Source organism: Streptomyces sp. NPDC088910, from assembly GCF_044749865.1.
Classification (GTDB): Bacteria; Actinomycetota; Actinomycetes; order Streptomycetales; family Streptomycetaceae; genus Actinacidiphila.
This window is the reverse complement of record NZ_JBIVIV010000007.1, coordinates 215,785-234,027: the sequence shown is the minus strand read 5'-3', so window position 1 is coordinate 234,027 and position 18,243 is coordinate 215,785. Positions and strand designations below refer to the sequence as shown.

Here is an 18,243-nt window from a genome sequence, read left to right as displayed (position 1 = left end):
CGACGTCACCCTACCCGCGAGGCGGGCTCCCTAGGAATGACCAATCGGCCAAGGAAATACAAGGAAACAACGACCGGGGATGCCCCTAGGTGCTGGGCATCCCCGGTCGTCGTGTGACATCTGACTCAGATGAGTTCGGTCACGGTACCGCCGGCGGCGGTGATCTTCTGCTGGGCGGACCCGGAAACCGCGTCCACGGTCACCTGGAGCGCCACGGTCACCTCGCCGGTGCCGAGCACCTTGACGAGCTGGTTCTTGCGTACCGCGCCCTTGGCGACCAGATCGGCCACCGTGACCTCGCCACCCTCGGGGTAGAGGGTCGCGAGCTTGTCCAGGTTGACGACCTGGTACTCGGTGCGGAACGGGTTCTTGAAGCCCTTGAGCTTCGGGAGACGCATGTGGAGGGGCATCTGCCCGCCCTCGAAGCGCTCCGGAACCTGGTAGCGGGCCTTGGTGCCCTTGGTGCCACGACCGGCCGTCTTGCCCTTGGACGCCTCGCCACGACCCACACGGGTCTTGGCGGTCTTGGCGCCGGGGGCCGGACGGAGGTTGTGGATCTTGATCGGGCTTTCGTTACCCATGATCAGTCGACCTCCTCGACCGTGACGAGGTGGCGGACGGTCTGGACCATGCCGCGGATCTCCGGCCGGTCCTCCTTGACCACCACGTCGTTCAGCCGCTTCAGGCCGAGCGACCGCAGGGTGTCACGGTGGTTCTGCTTGCTGCCGATGTAGGACTTGGTCTGGGTGACCTTGAGGCGAGCCATTACGCACCCACCCCGGCACGCGCACGCAGCAGGGCGGCGGGCGCGACGTCCTCGATCGGCAGACCGCGGCGGGCGGCGATCTCCTCGGGGCGCTGAAGCCCCTGGAGCGCGGCCACCGTGGCGTGCACGATGTTGATCGCGTTGTCCGAGCCGAGGCTCTTGGACAGCACGTCGTGGATACCGGCGCACTCCAGAACGGCGCGCACCGGGCCACCGGCGATCACACCGGTACCGGGGGAAGCGGGCTTGAGCAGGACGACGCCCGCGGCCTTCTCGCCCTGGATCGGGTGCGGGATGGTGCCCTGGATACGGGGGACCTTGAAGAAGTGCTTCTTGGCCTCCTCCACACCCTTGGCGATGGCGGCCGGCACCTCCTTGGCCTTGCCGTAACCGACACCCACGGTGCCGTCACCGTCGCCCACCACGACCAGCGCGGTGAAGCTGAAGCGACGACCACCCTTCACAACCTTGGCGACGCGATTGATCGCGACGACACGCTCGACATAGGCGGTCTTCTCGGCCTGCTGGCCGCCGTCCCGCCGGTCCTTACGGTCCCGTCGCTCGCCGCCACCGGCACCGCTTCCGCGGCGCTGGGGTCCAGCCATTGGAATTACCTCTCTTCGTTTTCCGCTAGCTACGGAACCGGATCAGAACTTCAGTCCGGCTTCGCGGGCGGCGTCCGCCAGGGCGGCGATGCGCCCCGCGTACTGGTTGCCGCCACGGTCGAACACGACAGCCTCGACGCCCTTGGCCTTCGCACGCTCGGCCACGAGCTGGCCGACCTGCTTGGCCTTGGCGCTCTTGTCGCCTTCGCCGCCGCGGATGGACGCGTCGAGGGTCGACGCGGACGCGAGCGTGTGGCCCGCGAGATCGTCGATGACCTGCGCCACGATGCCACGGTTGGAACGGGTCACGACCAGACGCGGACGCGCCTCCGTGCCCGAGACCCGCTTGCGGACGCGGATGTGGCGACGCTTGAGTGCCGCACCCTTGTACGCCTTGCCCTTGGCGATCTTCACACCGTATGCCATGGCTACTTACCAGCCTTTCCGACCTTGCGGCGGATGACCTCGCCGGCGTACTTGACGCCCTTGGCCTTGTACGGGTCGGGCTTCCGCAGCTTGCGGATGTTGGCGGCCACCTCGCCGACCTTCTGCTTGTCGATGCCCTCGACGGAGAACTTCGTCGGGTTCTCGACCTTGAAGGAGATCCCCTCGGGGGCCTCGACGAGAATCGGGTGGCTGTAGCCCAGGGCGAACTCCAGGTTGGAGCCCTTCGCCTGGACGCGGTAGCCGACACCGCTGATTTCGAGCTGCTTGCTGTAGCCCGCGGTCACGCCGGTGATCATGTTCGCCACCAGCGTGCGGGACAGGCCGTGCAGGGCCTTCGAGACACGCTCGTCGTTGGGGCGGGTGACCAGCAGAGTGCCGTCCTCGCCCTTGGCGATCTCGATCGGCGCGGCAACGGTGTGCGAAAGGGAACCCTTGGGGCCCTTCACAGCGACCGTGCGGCCGTCGATGGTGACGTCCACTCCGGCGGGAACCGAGATGGGCAGCTTGCCGATGCGCGACATTGCTATACCTCGCTTTCCCGGTTACCAGACGTAGGCGAGGACTTCCCCACCCACGCCCTTCTTCTGCGCCTGCTGGCCGGTGAGCAGCCCGTGGGACGTGGAGATGATCGCCACGCCCAGGCCGCCGAGCACCTTCGGCAGGTTGGTGGACTTCGCGTAGACCCGCAGACCAGGCTTGCTGATCCGCTTGATCCCGGCGATGGAGCGCTGCCGCTCCGGACCGAACTTCAGCTCGAGGATGAGGTTCTTGCCGACCTCGGCGTCCTCGACCTTCCAGCCGGTGATGTAACCCTCCTGCTGGAGGATCTCCGCGATGTGCGACTTGATCTTGCTGAACGGCATCTCGACGTCGTCGTGGTACGCCGAGTTGGCGTTACGCAGACGGGTCAGCATGTCCGCGATGGGGTCGGTCATGGTCATGAGTTGGCCCTGGGCCTCTCTCGCCGGGGTTTCCTATCTGTGCCATCCCTCTCCCCGAGAGGTGCGCCGCACGGTGGCGGACACGTCGGGACGGGTGCGGTACGGGGACCTACGGCGTAGTAAGTCGAATCGGGCGGCGGACGCCCAACCCTTCTACCTTACGGGAAAAAGGTTGGGCCCCCGACCGTCCAGATGCTTACCGAGAGTTCCTGGTGATCCGGATTGCCCGGACTACCAGGAGCTCTTGGTCACGCCCGGCAGCTCGCCACGGTGGGCCATCTCACGAAGGCACACGCGGCACAGGCCGAACTTGCGGTAGACGGAGTGCGGCCGGCCGCAGCGCTGGCAGCGGTTGTACGCGCGCACAGCGAACTTCGGCTTACGAGCGGCCTTGGCAATGAGAGCCTTCTTCGCCACGGCTCACGCCTCCTTGAACGGGAAGCCGAGGTGACGAAGGAGGGCGCGGCCCTCATCGTCGTTGGTCGCCGTGGTGACCACGGTGATGTCCATACCCCGGACGCGGTCGATCTTGTCCTGGTCGATCTCGTGGAACATGACCTGCTCCGTGAGACCGAAGGTGTAGTTGCCCCGGCCGTCGAACTGCTTCGGCGACAGACCGCGGAAGTCGCGGATACGCGGGAGCGCGAGCGACAGCAGGCGGTCCAGGAACTCCCACATGCGGTCACCGCGGAGGGTGACGTGGGCGCCGATCGGCTGACCCTCACGCAGCTTGAACTGCGCGATGGACTTCCGGGCCTTGGTGACCTGCGGCTTCTGGCCGGTGATCGTGGCGAGGTCGCGGATGGCGCCCTCGATCAGCTTGGAGTCGCGGGCGGCGTCGCCCACACCCATGTTGACCACGATCTTGGTGAGACCGGGAATCTGCATGACGTTCTCGTACGAGAACTCGTCGCGCAGCTTGCCCGCGATCTCCTCGCGGTAGCGCGTCTTGAGACGCGGCTGTGCGTGCGTCGTAGCGGTGTCAGTCATCAGATGTCCTCACCGGTCCGCTTGGCAACGCGGATCTTGTTGCCCTCGTCGTCGAACCGGTAGCCGACGCGGGTCACGACCTTGTTGCCGTCCTTCTCAACAACGAGCTGCACGTTGCTGACGTGGATGGGCGCCTCGGTGGTGATGATGCCGCCGGTCTTCGAACCGCGGTCGGTCTGGCCGGCCTTGGTGTGCTTCTTGACCCGGTTGACACCCTCGACGAGGACACGGTCGAGCGCGGGGTAGGCAACGATGACCTTGCCCTGCTTGCCCTTGTCCTTACCGGTGATGACCTGGACCAGGTCGCCCTTCTTGATCTTCATCGGTTACAGCACCTCCGGCGCGAGCGAGACGATCTTCATGAACTTCTTCTCGCGCAGCTCACGGCCCACCGGGCCGAAGATACGGGTGCCGCGGGGGTCGCCGTCGTTCTTGAGGATGACGGCGGCGTTCTCGTCGAACCGGATGTACGAGCCGTCGGCGCGACGGCGCTCCTTGACGGTCCGGACGATGACCGCCTTGACGACCTCGCCCTTCTTCACGTTGCCACCGGGGATCGCGTCCTTGACGGTGGCGACGATGACGTCACCGATTCCCGCGTAGCGGCGACCCGAGCCACCGAGAACACGGATGCAAAGGATCTCCTTGGCACCAGTGTTGTCGGCGACACGAAGTCGCGACTCCTGCTGGATCACGTCTATCTCCTGTTTGTCGCGTCGGTTCCCGGCGGGGCCCACTCACGGGGAGCGGGCCACCGCCGAGCCTGACGGAACGGTCCTGAGGGAGTGCCCTCAGGGATTACTTGGCCTTCTCGAGGATCTCGACGACGCGCCACCGCTTGGTCGCGGAGGTCGGCCGGGTCTCCATGAGGAGGACCCGGTCGCCGATGCCCGCGGCGTTCTGCTCGTCGTGCGCCTTGAGCTTGTTGGTGCGGCGGATGACCTTGCCGTACAGGGCGTGCTTCACACGGTCCTCGACGGCGACCACTACGGTCTTGTCCATCTTGTCGCTGACCACAAGGCCCTCGCGGGTCTTGCGGAAGCCGCGCTGCTCGTCGGTCGTCTCAGTCACATTCTTCTCGCTCATCAGGCGCTCTCCACCGTCTCCACAGTCTCGATGCCCAGCTCACGCTCGTGCATCAACGTGTAGATCCGGGCGATGTCCTTGCGGACCACCTTGAGCCGGCTGTTGTTCTCGAGCTGCCCGGTGGCCCCTTGGAAGCGGAGGTTGAACAGCTCCTCCTTCGCCTCGCGCAGCTTGTTGACGAGCTCCTCGTCACCAAGCTGGCGCAGCTCGGAAGCCTTGGTACCGGCCGCCATCACGACTCACCTGCCTCGCGCCGCACGATGCGGCACTTCATCGGAAGCTTGTGCGCGGCGCGGGTCAGCGCCTCACGAGCAACCTTCTCGTTCGGGAATGACAGCTCGAACATCACCCGACCGGGCTTGACGTTCGCGATCCACCACTCGGGAGAACCCTTACCGGAACCCATGCGGGTCTCGGCGGGCTTCTTGGTCAGCGGGCGGTCCGGGTAGATGTTGATCCAGACCTTGCCGCCGCGCTTGATGTGACGGGTGATGGAGATACGAGCGGACTCGATCTGCCGGTTGGTCACGTAGGCGGGCGTGACGGCCTGAAGGCCGTACTCGCCGAACGCCAGCTCCGTGCCGCCCTTGGCCATTCCGTCGCGCCCGGGGTGGTGCTGCTTGCGGTGCTTGACCCTACGGGGGATCAGCATGGTACTTAGCCTTCCGTTCCGGGGGTCTCCGCGGCTGCTGCCGGGGCCTCGACGGCAGGAACATCCGTCTTGGAGGCCGGGGAGCCGGACGCGCCGTCGGTCTGAGGACGACGGCCGCCACCGCCACCGCGGCCACCGCGCTCGCCACCGCGGCGCTGCGGACGCTCGTTGCCGCCACCACGCGCCGGGCGGTTGCCCGCACGGGCCGCGGCGTTGTCGGCGCGGACCTCGGCGATGTTCTTGACGTCGCCCTTGTAGATCCACACCTTGACACCGATACGGCCGAAGGTGGTCTTGGCCTCGAAGAAGCCGTAGTCCACGTTGGCGCGCAGGGTGTGCAGCGGGACACGGCCCTCGCGGTAGAACTCGGAGCGGGACATCTCGGCGCCGCCGAGGCGGCCACCGCACTGGATCTTGATGCCCTTGGCGCCGGCCTTCATGGTGCCCTGCATGCTCTTGCGCATGGCACGGCGGAAGGAGACGCGCGAGGAGAGCTGCTCGGCGACGGCCTGGGCCACCAACTGAGCGTCCATCTCCGGGTTCTTGACCTCGAGGATGTTGAGCTGGACCTGCTTGCCGGTCAGCTTCTCCAGGTCACCGCGGATGCGGTCGGCCTCCGCGCCGCGACGGCCGATGACGATGCCCGGCCGGGCGGTGTGGATGTCGACGCGGACGCGGTCACGGGTGCGCTCGATCTCCACCTTGGAGATACCGGCGCGCTCCATGCCCTGCGTCATCATCTTGCGGATGGCCACGTCTTCCTTGACGTAGTCCTTGTACAGCTTGTCGGCGTACCAGCGGGACTTGAAGTCCGTGGTGATGCCGAGGCGGAACCCGTACGGGTTTACCTTCTGGCCCATTACCGGGTCTCTCCCTTGCTGGCGACGACCACGGTGATGTGGCTGGTCCGCTTGCGGATGCGGTAGGCGCGGCCCTGGGCGCGCGGCCGGAACCGCTTGAGGGTCGGACCCTCGTCCACATACGCCTCGCTGATGAACAGCGACTCGGCGTCGGTGTGGTCGTAGTTGTGCGCGGCGTTGGCAATGGCGCTGTCCAGCACCTTGCCGACCGGCACGCTCGCGGCCTGCGGGGTGAAACGCAGGACCGCCTGAGCCTCCGTGGCGTCCATGCCACGGATGAGGTCCACCACGCGGCGGGCCTTCATGGGCGTGACGCGGATGTACCGCGCCTGGGCCCTGGCTTCCATGGTTGTCCCTTCAGTGTCTGTCTTCGTCGTCACGGTTCAGCCCGCTCAGCGACGCCGCGACTTGCGGTCGTCCTTCTCGTGCCCGCGGAAGGTGCGGGTCGGTGCGAACTCGCCGAGCTTGTGGCCGACCATCGACTCAGTGACGAACACCGGGACGTGCTTACGGCCGTCGTGCACCGCGATCGTGTGACCCAGCATCGCCGGGATGATCATCGAGCGGCGGGACCAGGTCTTGATGACGTTCTTGGTGCCTGCTTCGTTCTGTACGTCCACCTTCTTGATCAGGTGGTCGTCGACGAAGGGCCCCTTCTTGAGACTGCGCGGCATCTAAACCCGCTCCTAGCGCTTCTTGTTCGTCTTGCGGCGGCGGACGATGTACTTGCTCGATGCCTTCTTCGGCGAGCGAGTACGACCTTCCTTCTGACCCCACGGGGAGACCGGGTGGCGACCACCGGAGGTCTTGCCCTCACCACCACCGTGCGGGTGGTCCACCGGGTTCATGGCGACACCGCGGACGGTCGGGCGGACGCCCTTCCAGCGCATGCGGCCGGCCTTGCCCCAGTTGATGTTCGACTGCTCGGCGTTGCCGACCTCGCCGATCGTGGCGCGGCAGCGGACGTCGACCATGCGGACTTCACCGGACGGCATGCGAAGGGTGGCCATGGTGCCTTCCTTCGCCAGTAGCTGGACGGAAGCGCCCGCGGAGCGGGAGATCTTCGCGCCGCCACCGGGCCGCAGCTCGATCGCGTGGATCGTCGTACCCACCGGGATGTTGCGCAGCGGCAGGTTGTTGCCCGGCTTGATGTCGGCGTTGGGGCCGTTCTCGATCCGGTCACCCTGCTGGAGCTTCGCGGGGGCGAGGATGTAGCGCTTCTCGCCGTCCGCGTAGTGCAGCAGCGCGATGCGCGCGGTGCGGTTGGGGTCGTACTCGATGTGCGCGACCTTGGCGGGCACGCCGTCCTTGTCATGGCGACGGAAGTCGATGACACGGTAGGCGCGCTTGTGGCCACCGCCTTGGTGGCGGACGGTCACACGACCGGCGTTGTTACGGCCGCCCTTGCTGTGCAGCGGGCGGACCAGCGACTTCTCCGGCGTGGACCGCGTGATCTCGACAAAGTCGGCGACGCTGGAGCCACGACGGCCCGGAGTCGTCGGCTTGTACTTGCGGATACCCATTTCTCAGTCCTCGGATGAATTCAGGACTTCGACACGATCCGGCCTCCGTTAGGAGACCGGGCCGCCGAAGATGTCGATTCGGTCGCCCTCGGCAAGGGTCACGATGGCGCGCTTGGTGTTGGCGCGCTTGCCGAAACCGGTGCGGGTGCGCTTGCGCTTGCCCTGCCGGTTGATCGTGTTGACCCCGGTGACCTTGACCGAGAAGACCGCCTCGACGGCCTGCTTGATCTGGGTCTTGTTCGCGCGCGGGTCGACGACGAACGTGTACTTGTTCTCGTCCAGCAGCGCGTAGCTCTTCTCCGAGACCACCGGCTTGATCAAGAGGTCACGGGGGTCCGTGTACGTCTTGCTGGTGATCACGGGTCCGGTGGTGGTCGTGTCGTCGCTCATCAGGCTTCGCTCCCTTCGAGCTCATCCTCGGAGGCGACGGCCTTGCCGGAGGCCGACTCAGGACCGGATCCCGCCACGAAACGCTCGAAGGCGTCCTTGGTGAAGACCACGTCGTCGGAGACGAGCACGTCGTACGTGTTGAGCTGGCCTGCGTCCAGGATGTGCACCTGGGGCAGGTTGCGGGCGGAAAGCCACGCGGCCTCGTCGGCGCGCTCGATGACCAGGAGCACGTTCTTGCGCTCGCTGATCTTGCCGAGCAGGCTCTTGGCGGCCTTCGTCGACGGGGCGGAGCCCTCGACGACGCCGGAGACGACGTGGATGCGGTTGTGCCGCGCACGGTCGGTCAGGGCGCCGCGGAGGGCGGCCTTGACCATCTTCTTGGGGGTGCGCTGCGAGTAGTCACGCGGTACGGGACCGTGGACGACGCCACCGCCGGCGAACTGCGGGGCGCGGGTCGAGCCCTGACGGGCGCGGCCGGTGCCCTTCTGGCGGTACGGCTTGCGGCCACCACCGCGGACCTCGCCACGCGTCTTCACCTTGTGCGTGCCCTGGCGGGCGGCGGCGAGCTGCGCGACGACGACCTGGTGGATCAGCGGGATGCTGACCTTGGCGTCGAAGATCTCGGCCGGGAGTTCTACGGTCCCGGCGGTGTCGCCCGACGGCGACAGGACGTTGATGGTGCTCATAGCCTTCAGGCCCCCTTGGCCGCGGTGCGGACCAGGACGAGGCCGCCGTTCGGACCGGGGATAGCGCCCTTGATGAGCAGCAGTCCCTTCTCCGCGTCAACGGCGTGGACGGTCAGGTTCTGGGTGGTGACCCGCTCGTTGCCCATGCGGCCCGCCATGCGCATGCCCTTGAAGACACGGCCGGGGGTGGCGCAGCCACCGATGGAGCCCGGCGAGCGGTGCTTGCGCTGCACGCCGTGCCCGGCGCCGAGGCCCTTGAAGTTGTGACGCTTCATGACACCGGCGAAGCCCTTGCCCTTGCTCTTGCCGGTCACGTCGACCTTGACGCCTGCCTCGAACACCTCGGCGGTGATCTCCTGGCCGAGCGTGTACTCCGCGGCGTCCGCGGTGCGCAGCTCCACCAGGTGGCGGCGGGGGGTGACGTCGGCCTTCGCGAAGTGGCCCTTGAGGGGCTTGTTCACCTTGCGCGGGTCGATCTCGCCGAAGGCGAGCTGAACCGACTCGTAACCGTCGGCGTCGTTCGTACGGACCTGGGTCACAACGTTCGGACCGGCCTTGACGACAGTCACTGGGACGACACGGTTGTTCTCGTCCCAGACCTGGGTCATGCCGAGCTTCTCGCCCAGGATGCCCTTGATCTGCTTGGTCATCTTCTCCGCGCCTCTCAGAGCTTGATCTCGATGTCGACGCCGGCCGGAAGGTCCAGGCGCATCAACGAGTCAACGGTCTTGGGCGTCGGGTCGAGGATGTCGATCAGGCGCTTGTGCGTGCGCATCTCGAAGTGCTCGCGCGAGTCCTTGTACTTGTGCGGCGACTTGATGACGCAGTACACGTTCTTCTCAGTGGGCAGCGGCACCGGGCCCGCGACCTGCGCACCAGTACGCGTCACCGTCTCGACGATCTTCTTCGCCGAGGAGTCGATGACCTCGTGGTCGTAGGCCTTGAGCCGGATGCGGATCTTCTGTCCCGCCATGGCTACTCCGTAGTCCTTGTCTCTGTTTACGCTCTGACATCCGCTTCGCCGACCCACGCGGTCGGGCGTGTCGCGCCCCTTCCGCGAATTTCCGCATGCGGAAATCCCTCTTCAGGGGGTTGCGTGGGAGATAACACCCACCGGATGCCTGGTCGGAACCGCGCTCACGCTTCCCGGAAGATTCCCGTACGTCCGCCCCAGCGCTGCCCCGAGGGGCAGTTAAGGCGACGAGTACTGTGGGACTCGCTTCCGGTCCTCCCGACGGGAGGCGCGCAGCATCGGCGCTCGACCGAGCAACTTGGACAGTGTGCCATATGGGGCATGGCCGTGGCCAATCGGGCCGGAAAGCTTACCCCTCCGCGTTCGGCCGCCAAACCTGGGCTCGTTGAGGCGTGCGGCGGCGGCCCTCACAGCGAGTGGGTCGCGGTGATACGTCCTGTTCCGTCCGCTTGCACGTCGGCCGTGCCGTTGCCGCCGGTGACGGTCACCCGGATCACCACGGCCCTGGTCTTCGCGTCGCGGGCGATGTCGATCCTCCAGGAGCCGGCGCCCGCGCCCGTGACCCCGAGGTTGGTCCTGGCCTCCCTGACGAGTTCCGGCATCCGCTCGTACGGCAGGTCGGTCAGCACCACGGGCAGTTGGCCCGGGGCCCACTCGTCCGGCTTCGTACCGCGGGCCGTCATACGGCGGTCGGTGACGCTGACGCTGACGGCGGTGGACACCCCGGCCTTGAGCAGCGCGTCGGACGTGGCGCGCAACTGCCCTCCGATGAGAATCGAGGTGCTGACGTCGGCCGTGGTCACGCTCCGCGAGACGGTCGTGCTCGTGGCGCCGGAACCGCCGGAGGCGCCGGGGGCGCCGGGGGCGCCGGGGGCGCCGGGGCCCGTCGCGGACGAGGAGGGCTTCGCCGGGTCGTCCGTGAAGAGGTCGCCGCGGAAGACCAGGACGACGACCGCGGCGCCGGCCAGCATGCCGAGGACGGCGATCGCGCACCAGGGGCCGGCCTTCTCCGGATCGCGGACCCGCGTGGACTCCGGCGCCGAGTCCAGCGACGCCCGCGCCGCCCGGCTCGCCCACTCCGCGTCCGGCTCGCTGACGATCGTGACGTCCCACGGCCTGTCGGGCCGGTACTCGACCACCACGATGCCGCGCACCGGGAAGTCGGGGAGGTCGACCAGATTCACCGACCGGTGGACGTGGGCCCGGAACGCGGGCCGGTCGTCCGGCGCCACGGTCAGGTCGAAGGCCACCGGCACGTCCGCGTACTCCCCGCTGGTGGCGCGCCTGCTCTCGATCATGGCGACGGCCTTGACCCGCTCCACGACCGGCCGCCGCACCCGGCGCCGCGCGCTGAACGCGGCCGTGGTCAGGACCAGCAGCGCCAGGGCCGCGATGCCGCTGCCCCACACCGCGACCTTGCCGATGGTGCCGCCGACCACGATCGCCGCCACCCCGGCGCCGAACGCCCCGCCGACCAGCAGTCCGCGCAGCAGCGCCGCAGGGCCGTTCCCGCCGGCGTGGGCGGTCTCCGTGGCATCCGTCATCGTCACGAGGGGAGATTCTGTCCTGAACGCACCACCGCAGGAAGACGTTCGGGTGTCGTCACGGTGACGACCGGGGGCGGGCCCGCGCCGCGCCCCCGGTCCCGTGCCGCCGGTGATCCCGGTGGGATCAGCGGGTCCGCGGGGTCACGGGGTCAGTGCGTGTAGAGGTACACGAAGCCGTTGGCCTGGGAGCAGAAGTAGTTGGGACCCCAGAGCGCGACGCCCGCGGCGCCCGCCGCCTGGCACTGTTCCTGCGTGTAGTAGACGCCCGAGACGTGGAATTCGCCCGCGGCGCTGGCGGAGGTCGCGGCGCCGAGCGGGGCCAGGATCGCCACCGCGGCGGCGGCGAGCAGTCCGATGCGTTGTCTCACGTTCCAACTCCTTGAACAGGGTGATTCCCTGACAGACAGTCAGGGACCGTGCGGAGGTGGTGCGATTGCGCTCGCATGCTATCCGGGCGACCCGCTATAGGTCTATACCAATGCGGCGGCGCTGTGCCGACCGGCGGCCGGGCGGCCGTACCCGTCGTACTAAGGTCACGACGTATCCACCCACCTCGGCACGGAGGCCCCGCATGAAGGCGACCAAGGGTGCGGGCGCGCTCCTGCGACTGCGGAAGGTGAGCAGGACCTACGGGGAACGCAAGGCGCTGCTGCCGCTCGACCTGAGCCTGGCGCCGGGCCGCTGCACGGCCCTGTTCGGCCACAACGGCTCCGGCAAGTCCACCCTGCTGCGGATCGCCAGCGGCCGGGACGCGCCCACCTCGGGAGAGGCGCTGTTCGCGGGCCGCACCATGAGCGAGGACGACCCCGAGGTACGCGCCAGGGTCGCGGTCGTCGGCGACACCGTCGCCTGCTACCCGGACCTGACCGTCCGCGAGCACCTGGAGCTGGTCACCGTCGCGCACGCCGTGGACGACGCAGCCGCCTGGATCGACCAGGTGCTGGCCGACCGGCGGCTGTCCGACCACGCCAACGCCCTGCCGGGCTCGCTCTCCTCCGGCCAGATGCAGTCCCTGCTGCTGGCCGCCGCCCTCGTCCGCCCCCGCGACCTGCTCGTGCTCGACGAGCCCGAGCAGCGCCTCGACCCCGACGCCCGGCGCCGCCTGGCCGAACTGCTCGTCGCGGAGAAGGCCGACGGCGTCGCCGTACTGCTCGCCACCCACCAGCCCGACCTCGCCGAGGCCGTCGCCGACCGCATGATCGCCCTGGAGGACGGCCGTGTGATCGCCTCCGGCGCGCCCGCCACGGTCCTGCGCGAGCTGGGGCTGCGCCCGTGACGGCCGCGTCGATCCCGCCGCAGGCGGACGGCCGGGACCCGGTGGACGACGGCGACGACTCCGGCGACGCGTCCGACATCGCGACCGACATCGCGACCGACGTCGCGTCCGACATCGGGGACCCGGACCCCGACGAGGTCTGGAGCGAGGAGGACGACGACCGGACGGCCGAGACGCTGGCCTGGCTGAAGCGCAAGCGCCGGGCACACCGCAGGGAACAGGGCCGGGACCTGGCCGTCCTGCTGTACTCCGTGCTGCTCGGCGGCATCGGGTACGGCAGCGGGGTGGCCGTGCACTTCCTGCGGGAGCTGGAGAACGGCGCGGACTACAGCGGGGTCGGCCGGGACCTCCAGCGCGGGCTGCCCGCGCTGTTCACGACCCTGACCGTCGCCCTCGCGCTCTTCGCGGCGCGCGACGCGCTGTGGCGCGGCCCGGTCGTCGTGCCGGGCCCGACCGTGGGCTGGCTGCTGGCCCAGCCGGTACGGCGGGCGGCGGTGCTGCGCCCGTGGTTCCGGCTCTCCGCCGGGATCGCGCTGATCCCCGGCCTGCTGGTGGGGGTCGCGGGCGGCGTCGTACTGCGCGTCACCGGGCGCGCGGCGATCGGCCCCGCACTGCTCGGGGTGCTCCCGGCCGCGCTGTGCCTGCCGCTGCTCGCGGTCGCGCTCGGCATGGCCGTCGAGCGGCGGCCCCGGCTGATCCGGGCCGTCCAGCGGTGGACCGCGCCCGCCGTCCTGCTGCTGGGCGCGCTGACCGCCCAGACCGTCCTGGCCGCGACCGGCCACCGCTCGTCGGTCCTGGAGTGGATCGAGCTGTGGTCGGGGCCGTGGGGCTGGGCCGCGCAGCCGGTCGTACGGGCCACCGGCGGCTCGGTGCCCGGCTGGCCCGCCGCGGTCGTGCTGCTGGTGGCGCTCACCGCCGTCGCCACCGTCCGCGCGTACGGGGACGCGGCCCGCGTGCCGACCACGCAGCTCAGGGAGCGGGCGGCGACGGCCACCACCGTGTCCTCCGTGATGTGGTCGATGGAGCTGCGCGCCGCCAAGCTGGCGATCATGGAGGCGGGCGGCGCGTCCACCGCCCGCGGGCTGCGGCTGCGTCCGCCGCGCGGGCGGCTCGGCCGGCACTTCGTCGTCGAGTGGCGCGACCTGCTGGCGCTGCTGCGGGCTCCCGGGCGGCTCGGCAAGGCCGCCGTCTGGACCGCGTGCGGCGCCGCCACCGCGGGGCTCGGCGTGGACCTCGGCGGGGAGCGGCGAGTCGTCGGCCTCGTCCTCGGCCTGCTCTTCGGCTACATGGCGGTCGGCGCGCTCGCCGAGGCCGCGCGGCTGGAGACCGACGATGTGCGGCGGGCCGCCTGGGCGCCGTTCCGCTTCCGCACGCTGATGCTGCACCACGCCGTCGTGCCCGCCGTCCTCGGCGCGCTCCTCGGCCTGCTCGCCGCGGTTCCCTTCGCCGTGACCGGCACCCCCTCGGCGCTGCTGCTCATGCCCCTGTGCGCCCCGCCCTTCACCGCCGCCGCCCTCTTCTCCGCGTGCCGCGGCCCCGCCCGCACCCAGCTCCTCTTCCTCGGCGGCGGCTCCCCCGTCGGCGGGCCCGGCCCGCTGATCTTCCTCGCCTGGTACGCCGCCGGGCCCCTCGTCTCCGTCACCGCCCTCGCCCTCCTCCTCGACCCGCCCCTCGTCCACGGCCTCCACCCCGGCTCCGCCGCCCAGCTCCTCCTCCCCACCGCCCTCCTCACCGCCCTCCTTCTCCTCCTCACCACCCGCGCCGCCGACCGCCTCATCCGCCACTGACCCCTCCGGGGGGTCCCCCAAAGCCGGCGCCCTCGCGCAGGGCCAGGTCTTCAGGGGCGCGGGGAACTGCGCGCTCAGCCACGACGCTCCCGCACGTCACCACCCGCCCCGACGGGGCAATCCGGTTGTCCCCGGACCACCCGCCGGTGATGGGTTACCCGCGCAGTTCCCCGCGCCCCTAACGGGGCCCACCCCCTTTCGCCCGGACGGCAAGCCGATCCTTTAAGGGGCGCGAGGAACTGCGCGACAAGCCACGACGCTCCCGCACGTCACCACCCGCCCCAGCGGGGCAGACCGGTTGTCCCCGGACCACCGGCCCGGTGGGGCCGGGCCGCGCAGTTCCCCGCGACCCTGACGAGGCACACCGCCTTTCGCCCGGACGGCGAGCCGATCCTTTAAGGGGCGCGGGGAACTGCGCGCTCAGCCACGACGCTCCCGCACGTCACCACCCGCCCCAGCGGGGCAGACCGGTTGTCCCCGGACCACCGGCCCGGTGGGGCCGGGCCGCGCAGTTGTCCGCGACCCTGACGGGGCGCCGTCCTGCGCGAGGTGTCGGCGGAGGAGGGAGGCAACCTGATCGCCGCGAAGCGGCTCTTAGCGGGCGTGAAGGACCACCACAGCCCAGACCACCCCTCCCGCCGCTCCCTGCTGACGGCAGCGGTGGCGACGGCGGGAGCGACGGCCGCGGCAGCGGCCCTGAGCGGCTGCACCTCCCAGGCCCAGGACACCGCCCCGCGCCGGCTCCCGGCCCCGGCGGACCCGCTGGCGACGCAGCCGTACCGCCCGCAGGGCGACCCGCTGGTGCTCCAGGTGATGGCGCACCCGGACGACGACCTGTTCTTCATGAACCCGGACACGCTGCACTCGCTCCAGGCGGGCACGCCCGTGGTGTCGGTGTACGTGACGGCGGGCGAGTCGACAGGCGTCAACCACGAACCGTTCGGCCCGCGCAGGCGCCACCGCAGGGACCAGGCCGCGTACTCCTCCTCCCGCCACCAGGGCCTGCGGCAGGCGTACGCGACGATGCTGGGGCTGCCGCACTTCACCCGGTGGACCACCGACGTGATCGACGTCGGCGGCGGTCTGCACGCGGAGGTGGACGAGCTGCGGCACGGCGCGATGCACGCGCGCCTGGTGTTCCTCCAGGTGTCGATGCACGAGCTGAGCTCCAGCGCGAGCCTCCCGATGATGTGGGAGGTGCCGGGCACCGTACTGTCGTACGTGGTGGCGCAGAACGCGCCCGCGCCCGCCAACGGCCGCGGCACGTACACCCACCAGAAGCTGGTGGACGTCCTGGCCGGGCTGATGGAACGTTTCCGCCCGACGGAGATCAGGACGCTCGACCCGGACCCCGACATCCAGGTGCACGACAAGCGGCATCCGGCCGCCAGTGAGCAGCCCGGCTTCTCCGACCACCGGGACCACACCGCGACGGCGCTGTTCACCTGGAAGGCGATGGCGCAGTGGGTGTCGGAGTCGGCGAACGGCCCCGGCCGGGCGGTGCCCGCCTTCAGCACCACCGCGTACCGCGGCTACTACAACCACCACTGGCCGTACAACCTGCCGCCCGCGACCGTGGCGCTCAAGGCGCGCTTCCTCTTCCAGTACGGCGGCAACCAGGCGTGGCGCTGCGGGAATCCGGGCGGCTGCGGTGACTACGGCCAGGGCGAGAACGAGCCGCTGGCCAACCCCAAGGGGTGGATCCGCTCGACGCACCGCCGCTATCCGGGGGCGCGCCGGATCGTGGTCGGCGGGGCCGCGTACGAAGTGCTCGGTACGCGGGCGGTGCGGCGCGAGGAGACCCGGCCGGGCAGCGGGGTCTGGGGGCCGCCCCAGGATCTCGGCGGCGGGACGCTGGCCCCGGCGCTGTCCTGTGTACGGACCCGCGACGGCGGCACCCTGCTGTTCGCGCTGCGCTTCGCCGTCCTGGAGGGGCACGGCGGGCCGAACACCCGCGACATCGTGATGTGGCGCGACGGGGGCTGGTCCTCGCTCGGCAGTCCCGAGACGCACCCGGACCGTACGCGCAGGACCGGTGCGCCGGTCGCCGTCGCGGCCCCTGACGGCAGCGTGCACCTCTTCGCGCGCAACGCGGCCAAGGGGGTCAGCACCCGGGTGCTGACCGCCGGCGTCTGGAGCCCCTGGCGCGATCTCGGCGGCGCCGAGGTCCAGGACGGGCTGGCCGTCGTCACCGACCGCCGTGGCCGTATCCACGTCTTCGCCTCCGGCCACACCACCATCCACCACTGGGCCCAGTCCAAGCCGGGCGGCGCCGTCGTCTACGCCCCCCTCCCGGCCCTCCCCGCCCCCGGCGGCCTCCCCTCCGCCGCCCTCACCCCCTCCGGCCCCCTGTCACTCCGCTACACCCTCCCCGCCACCCCCCGCGTCTTCCACCAGTCCCTCGCCCTCTAGGGCCGCGCCTGACGGGGCGCAACGCAAAGGTGCCCCGGATCGCGGGAAGCGATCCGGGGCACCCTCGTTGGCTCAGAGCGAGCCGCAAGCCACTACTTGTTGATCTTCGTGACCTGACCGGCACCCACCGTGCGCCCACCCTCACGGATGGCGAACTTCAGGCCCTCTTCCATGGCGATCGGCTGGATGAGCTGGACGCTCATGGCCGTGTTGTCGCCCGGCATGACCATCTCGGTGCCCTCGGGGAGGGTCACGACGCCGGTCACGTCCGTGGTGCGGAAGTAGAACTGCGGACGGTAGTTGTTGAAGAAGGGGGTGTGACGGCCACCCTCGTCCTTCGACAGGATGTAGGCCTGGGCCTCGAACTCGGTGTGCGGGGTGACCGAACCGGGCTTGATGATGACCTGGCCGCGCTCGACATCCTCGCGCTTGATGCCACGGAGGAGCAGACCGACGTTCTCACCGGCCTGGCCCTCGTCGAGCAGCTTGCGGAACATCTCGATGCCGGTGACCGTGGTGGTGGTCTTGTCCTGCTTGATGCCGATGATGTCAACGGTCTCGTTGACCTTCAGCACACCACGCTCGATGCGGCCGGTGACGACGGTGCCACGACCGGTGATCGTGAAGACGTCCTCGATCGGCATCAGGAACGGCTTGTCGACGTCACGCTCGGGGGTCGGGATCGCGGTGTCCACGGCCTCCATGAGGCCGAGGAGCTTCTCGCCCCACTCCTTGTCGCCCTCAAGCGCCTTGAGCGCGGAGACGCGCACGACCGGCAGGTCGTCGCCCGGGAACTCGTACTCGGAGAGCAGCTCACGGACCTCGAGCTCGACGAGCTCCAGGATCTCCTCGTCGTCCACCATGTCGGCCTTGTTCAGGGCGACGACGATGTACGGCACGCCGACCTGGCGGGCCAGGAGCACGTGCTCCTTGGTCTGCGGCATCGGGCCGTCGGTCGCGGCGACCACCAGGATGGCGCCGTCCATCTGCGCCGCACCGGTGATCATGTTCTTGATGTAGTCCGCGTGACCGGGGCAGTCGACGTGCGCGTAGTGACGCGACTCTGTCTGGTACTCGACGTGCGCGATCGAGATGGTGATACCGCGCTGGCGCTCCTCAGGAGCCTTGTCGATCTGGTCGAAGGCCGAGGCCTCGTTCAGGTTCGGGTACGCGTCGTGCAGCACCTTGGTGATCGCCGCGGTAAGGGTCGTCTTACCGTGGTCGATGTGACCGATGGTGCCGATGTTGACGTGCGGCTTAGTCCGCTCGAACTTCGCCTTCGCCACTGGGGTCCTCCTGGGG

Annotated in this window: 27 protein-coding genes; 3 read left to right on the top strand and 24 right to left on the bottom strand. The window is 69.5% G+C overall.

Features of this window, described 5'->3' with window-relative positions:
• Window positions 1-125: 125 nt before the first annotated feature.
• The 23 genes from rplO to ACIP4Z_RS18320 form a co-directional block, all read right to left on the bottom strand.
• Window positions 126-581, bottom strand: coding sequence for a 50S ribosomal protein L15 (gene rplO, locus ACIP4Z_RS18430; protein WP_355340200.1), 456 nt, complete (start codon window positions 579-581; stop codon window positions 126-128).
• Window positions 582-583: 2 nt separating this feature from the next.
• Entirely contained in the window at window positions 584-766 is a 183-nt protein-coding gene (gene rpmD / locus ACIP4Z_RS18425; RefSeq protein WP_030890715.1) for a 50S ribosomal protein L30, read from the bottom strand.
• Window positions 766-1,371 carry a 30S ribosomal protein S5 gene (rpsE, locus tag ACIP4Z_RS18420; RefSeq protein WP_093713222.1) on the bottom strand — a complete coding sequence of 202 codons (606 nt, stop codon included), beginning with the start codon at window positions 1,369-1,371 and terminating at the stop codon, window positions 766-768. The genes rpmD and rpsE overlap by 1 nt, the downstream gene beginning before the upstream one ends.
• A 42-nt stretch (window positions 1,372-1,413) precedes the next feature.
• The gene (gene rplR, locus ACIP4Z_RS18415) at window positions 1,414-1,797 is read right to left on the bottom strand and encodes a 50S ribosomal protein L18 (protein ID WP_188284655.1); all 384 of its coding nucleotides are present in this window, start codon (window positions 1,795-1,797) and stop codon (window positions 1,414-1,416) included.
• 2 nt (window positions 1,798-1,799) lie between these two features.
• Window positions 1,800-2,339, bottom strand: a complete 540-nt coding sequence (rplF, locus tag ACIP4Z_RS18410; protein ID WP_188284654.1) for a 50S ribosomal protein L6 — start codon at window positions 2,337-2,339, stop codon at window positions 1,800-1,802.
• Window positions 2,340-2,360: 21 nt separating this feature from the next.
• Entirely contained in the window at window positions 2,361-2,759 is a 399-nt protein-coding gene (rpsH, locus tag ACIP4Z_RS18405; protein ID WP_355340206.1) for a 30S ribosomal protein S8, read from the bottom strand.
• A gap of 231 nt (window positions 2,760-2,990) precedes the next feature.
• Window positions 2,991-3,176, bottom strand: a complete 186-nt coding sequence (locus ACIP4Z_RS18400; protein WP_030890724.1) for a type Z 30S ribosomal protein S14 — start codon at window positions 3,174-3,176, stop codon at window positions 2,991-2,993.
• 3 nt (window positions 3,177-3,179) lie between these two features.
• A complete protein-coding gene (rplE, locus tag ACIP4Z_RS18395; RefSeq protein WP_188284652.1) occupies window positions 3,180-3,749 on the bottom strand; it encodes a 50S ribosomal protein L5 in 570 nt (189 codons plus the stop codon).
• Window positions 3,749-4,072, bottom strand: coding sequence for a 50S ribosomal protein L24 (gene rplX / locus ACIP4Z_RS18390; RefSeq protein WP_188284651.1), 324 nt, complete (start codon window positions 4,070-4,072; stop codon window positions 3,749-3,751). Before rplX ends, rplE begins: the two co-directional genes overlap by 1 nt.
• A gap of 3 nt (window positions 4,073-4,075) precedes the next feature.
• On the bottom strand, window positions 4,076-4,444 hold the full coding sequence (gene rplN, locus ACIP4Z_RS18385) for a 50S ribosomal protein L14 (protein WP_031524788.1): 369 nt from the start codon (window positions 4,442-4,444) through the stop codon (window positions 4,076-4,078).
• 103 nt (window positions 4,445-4,547) lie between these two features.
• Window positions 4,548-4,835 carry a 30S ribosomal protein S17 gene (rpsQ, locus tag ACIP4Z_RS18380; RefSeq protein WP_188284650.1) on the bottom strand — a complete coding sequence of 96 codons (288 nt, stop codon included), beginning with the start codon at window positions 4,833-4,835 and terminating at the stop codon, window positions 4,548-4,550.
• Complete coding sequence (rpmC, locus tag ACIP4Z_RS18375) at window positions 4,835-5,068, bottom strand: 50S ribosomal protein L29 (protein WP_093713214.1); 234 nt, start codon at window positions 5,066-5,068, stop codon at window positions 4,835-4,837. Before rpmC ends, rpsQ begins: the two co-directional genes overlap by 1 nt.
• Complete coding sequence (rplP, locus tag ACIP4Z_RS18370) at window positions 5,068-5,487, bottom strand: 50S ribosomal protein L16 (protein ID WP_188284648.1); 420 nt, start codon at window positions 5,485-5,487, stop codon at window positions 5,068-5,070. Before rplP ends, rpmC begins: the two co-directional genes overlap by 1 nt.
• A 5-nt stretch (window positions 5,488-5,492) precedes the next feature.
• The gene (gene rpsC / locus ACIP4Z_RS18365; RefSeq protein ID WP_355340213.1) at window positions 5,493-6,347 is read right to left on the bottom strand and encodes a 30S ribosomal protein S3; all 855 of its coding nucleotides are present in this window, start codon (window positions 6,345-6,347) and stop codon (window positions 5,493-5,495) included.
• On the bottom strand, window positions 6,347-6,694 hold the full coding sequence (gene rplV, locus ACIP4Z_RS18360) for a 50S ribosomal protein L22 (protein ID WP_188284646.1): 348 nt from the start codon (window positions 6,692-6,694) through the stop codon (window positions 6,347-6,349). Before rplV ends, rpsC begins: the two co-directional genes overlap by 1 nt.
• Before the next feature lie 45 nt (window positions 6,695-6,739).
• Window positions 6,740-7,021 carry a 30S ribosomal protein S19 gene (gene rpsS, locus ACIP4Z_RS18355; RefSeq protein ID WP_033177798.1) on the bottom strand — a complete coding sequence of 94 codons (282 nt, stop codon included), beginning with the start codon at window positions 7,019-7,021 and terminating at the stop codon, window positions 6,740-6,742.
• A gap of 12 nt (window positions 7,022-7,033) precedes the next feature.
• Entirely contained in the window at window positions 7,034-7,870 is an 837-nt protein-coding gene (gene rplB, locus ACIP4Z_RS18350; RefSeq protein WP_073492405.1) for a 50S ribosomal protein L2, read from the bottom strand.
• 48 nt (window positions 7,871-7,918) lie between these two features.
• On the bottom strand, window positions 7,919-8,260 hold the full coding sequence (gene rplW, locus ACIP4Z_RS18345) for a 50S ribosomal protein L23 (RefSeq protein WP_188284643.1): 342 nt from the start codon (window positions 8,258-8,260) through the stop codon (window positions 7,919-7,921).
• Window positions 8,260-8,946 (bottom strand): 50S ribosomal protein L4, encoded by a 687-nt coding sequence (gene rplD / locus ACIP4Z_RS18340; RefSeq protein ID WP_355340218.1) that lies wholly within the window; start codon window positions 8,944-8,946, stop codon window positions 8,260-8,262. The genes rplW and rplD overlap by 1 nt, the downstream gene beginning before the upstream one ends.
• Before the next feature lie 5 nt (window positions 8,947-8,951).
• Window positions 8,952-9,596 (bottom strand): 50S ribosomal protein L3, encoded by a 645-nt coding sequence (gene rplC, locus ACIP4Z_RS18335; RefSeq protein WP_188284641.1) that lies wholly within the window; start codon window positions 9,594-9,596, stop codon window positions 8,952-8,954.
• A gap of 14 nt (window positions 9,597-9,610) precedes the next feature.
• The gene (gene rpsJ, locus ACIP4Z_RS18330) at window positions 9,611-9,919 is read right to left on the bottom strand and encodes a 30S ribosomal protein S10 (protein WP_014144312.1); all 309 of its coding nucleotides are present in this window, start codon (window positions 9,917-9,919) and stop codon (window positions 9,611-9,613) included.
• A gap of 407 nt (window positions 9,920-10,326) precedes the next feature.
• A complete protein-coding gene (locus ACIP4Z_RS18325) occupies window positions 10,327-11,463 on the bottom strand; it encodes a hypothetical protein (protein WP_401309208.1) in 1,137 nt (378 codons plus the stop codon).
• 152 nt (window positions 11,464-11,615) lie between these two features.
• On the bottom strand, window positions 11,616-11,834 hold the full coding sequence (locus ACIP4Z_RS18320) for a hypothetical protein (protein ID WP_355340225.1): 219 nt from the start codon (window positions 11,832-11,834) through the stop codon (window positions 11,616-11,618).
• A gap of 203 nt (window positions 11,835-12,037) precedes the next feature.
• Here ACIP4Z_RS18320 and ACIP4Z_RS18315 point away from each other — a divergent pair, with 203 nt between their 5' ends.
• The 3 genes from ACIP4Z_RS18315 (at window position 12,038) to ACIP4Z_RS18305 (ending at window position 16,941) form a co-directional block, all read left to right on the top strand.
• Window positions 12,038-12,742 carry an ATP-binding cassette domain-containing protein gene (locus tag ACIP4Z_RS18315; protein WP_391163439.1) on the top strand — a complete coding sequence of 235 codons (705 nt, stop codon included), beginning with the start codon at window positions 12,038-12,040 and terminating at the stop codon, window positions 12,740-12,742.
• Entirely contained in the window at window positions 12,739-14,529 is a 1,791-nt protein-coding gene (locus ACIP4Z_RS18310; RefSeq protein ID WP_401309205.1) for a hypothetical protein, read from the top strand. Before ACIP4Z_RS18315 ends, ACIP4Z_RS18310 begins: the two co-directional genes overlap by 4 nt.
• A 549-nt stretch (window positions 14,530-15,078) precedes the next feature.
• Window positions 15,079-16,941 carry a PIG-L family deacetylase gene (locus tag ACIP4Z_RS18305; RefSeq protein WP_401309202.1) on the top strand — a complete coding sequence of 621 codons (1,863 nt, stop codon included), beginning with the start codon at window positions 15,079-15,081 and terminating at the stop codon, window positions 16,939-16,941.
• A 92-nt stretch (window positions 16,942-17,033) separates the two neighbouring features.
• On the opposite strand, the gene tuf is transcribed toward ACIP4Z_RS18305, so the two are convergent.
• Window positions 17,034-18,227, bottom strand: coding sequence for an elongation factor Tu (gene tuf, locus ACIP4Z_RS18300; RefSeq protein ID WP_355340236.1), 1,194 nt, complete (start codon window positions 18,225-18,227; stop codon window positions 17,034-17,036).
• Window positions 18,228-18,243 lie beyond the last annotated feature (16 nt).

Bases quoted from the DNA above. Each gene is read 5' to 3' on its own strand.
- rplE (WP_188284652.1), bottom strand. From the start codon at position 3,749: ATGACTGACACCGCTACGACGCACGCACAGCCGCGTCTCAAGACGCGC.
- rplB (WP_073492405.1), bottom strand. From the start codon at position 7,870: ATGGGTATCCGCAAGTACAAGCCGACGACTCCGGGCCGTCGTGGCTCC.
- rpsE (WP_093713222.1), bottom strand. From the start codon at position 1,371: ATGGCTGGACCCCAGCGCCGCGGAAGCGGTGCCGGTGGCGGCGAGCGA.
- ACIP4Z_RS18315 (WP_391163439.1), top strand. From the start codon at position 12,038: ATGAAGGCGACCAAGGGTGCGGGCGCGCTCCTGCGACTGCGGAAGGTG.
- rpsQ (WP_188284650.1), bottom strand. From the start codon at position 4,835: ATGAGCGAGAAGAATGTGACTGAGACGACCGACGAGCAGCGCGGCTTC.
- rpsH (WP_355340206.1), bottom strand. From the start codon at position 2,759: ATGACCATGACCGACCCCATCGCGGACATGCTGACCCGTCTGCGTAAC.
- rplO (WP_355340200.1), bottom strand. From the start codon at position 581: ATGGGTAACGAAAGCCCGATCAAGATCCACAACCTCCGTCCGGCCCCC.
- rplR (WP_188284655.1), bottom strand. From the start codon at position 1,797: ATGGCATACGGTGTGAAGATCGCCAAGGGCAAGGCGTACAAGGGTGCG.
- rpsJ (WP_014144312.1), bottom strand. From the start codon at position 9,919: ATGGCGGGACAGAAGATCCGCATCCGGCTCAAGGCCTACGACCACGAG.
- rplV (WP_188284646.1), bottom strand. From the start codon at position 6,694: ATGGAAGCCAGGGCCCAGGCGCGGTACATCCGCGTCACGCCCATGAAG.
- rplF (WP_188284654.1), bottom strand. From the start codon at position 2,339: ATGTCGCGCATCGGCAAGCTGCCCATCTCGGTTCCCGCCGGAGTGGAC.
- rpmD (WP_030890715.1), bottom strand. From the start codon at position 766: ATGGCTCGCCTCAAGGTCACCCAGACCAAGTCCTACATCGGCAGCAAG.
- rpmC (WP_093713214.1), bottom strand. From the start codon at position 5,068: ATGGCGGCCGGTACCAAGGCTTCCGAGCTGCGCCAGCTTGGTGACGAG.
- ACIP4Z_RS18325 (WP_401309208.1), bottom strand. From the start codon at position 11,463: ATGACGGATGCCACGGAGACCGCCCACGCCGGCGGGAACGGCCCTGCG.
- rplD (WP_355340218.1), bottom strand. From the start codon at position 8,946: ATGAGCACCATCAACGTCCTGTCGCCGTCGGGCGACACCGCCGGGACC.
- rplC (WP_188284641.1), bottom strand. From the start codon at position 9,596: ATGACCAAGCAGATCAAGGGCATCCTGGGCGAGAAGCTCGGCATGACC.
- rpsC (WP_355340213.1), bottom strand. From the start codon at position 6,347: ATGGGCCAGAAGGTAAACCCGTACGGGTTCCGCCTCGGCATCACCACG.
- rplW (WP_188284643.1), bottom strand. From the start codon at position 8,260: ATGAGCGACGACACGACCACCACCGGACCCGTGATCACCAGCAAGACG.
- rpsS (WP_033177798.1), bottom strand. From the start codon at position 7,021: ATGCCGCGCAGTCTCAAGAAGGGGCCCTTCGTCGACGACCACCTGATC.
- rplP (WP_188284648.1), bottom strand. From the start codon at position 5,487: ATGCTGATCCCCCGTAGGGTCAAGCACCGCAAGCAGCACCACCCCGGG.
- rplX (WP_188284651.1), bottom strand. From the start codon at position 4,072: ATGAAGATCAAGAAGGGCGACCTGGTCCAGGTCATCACCGGTAAGGAC.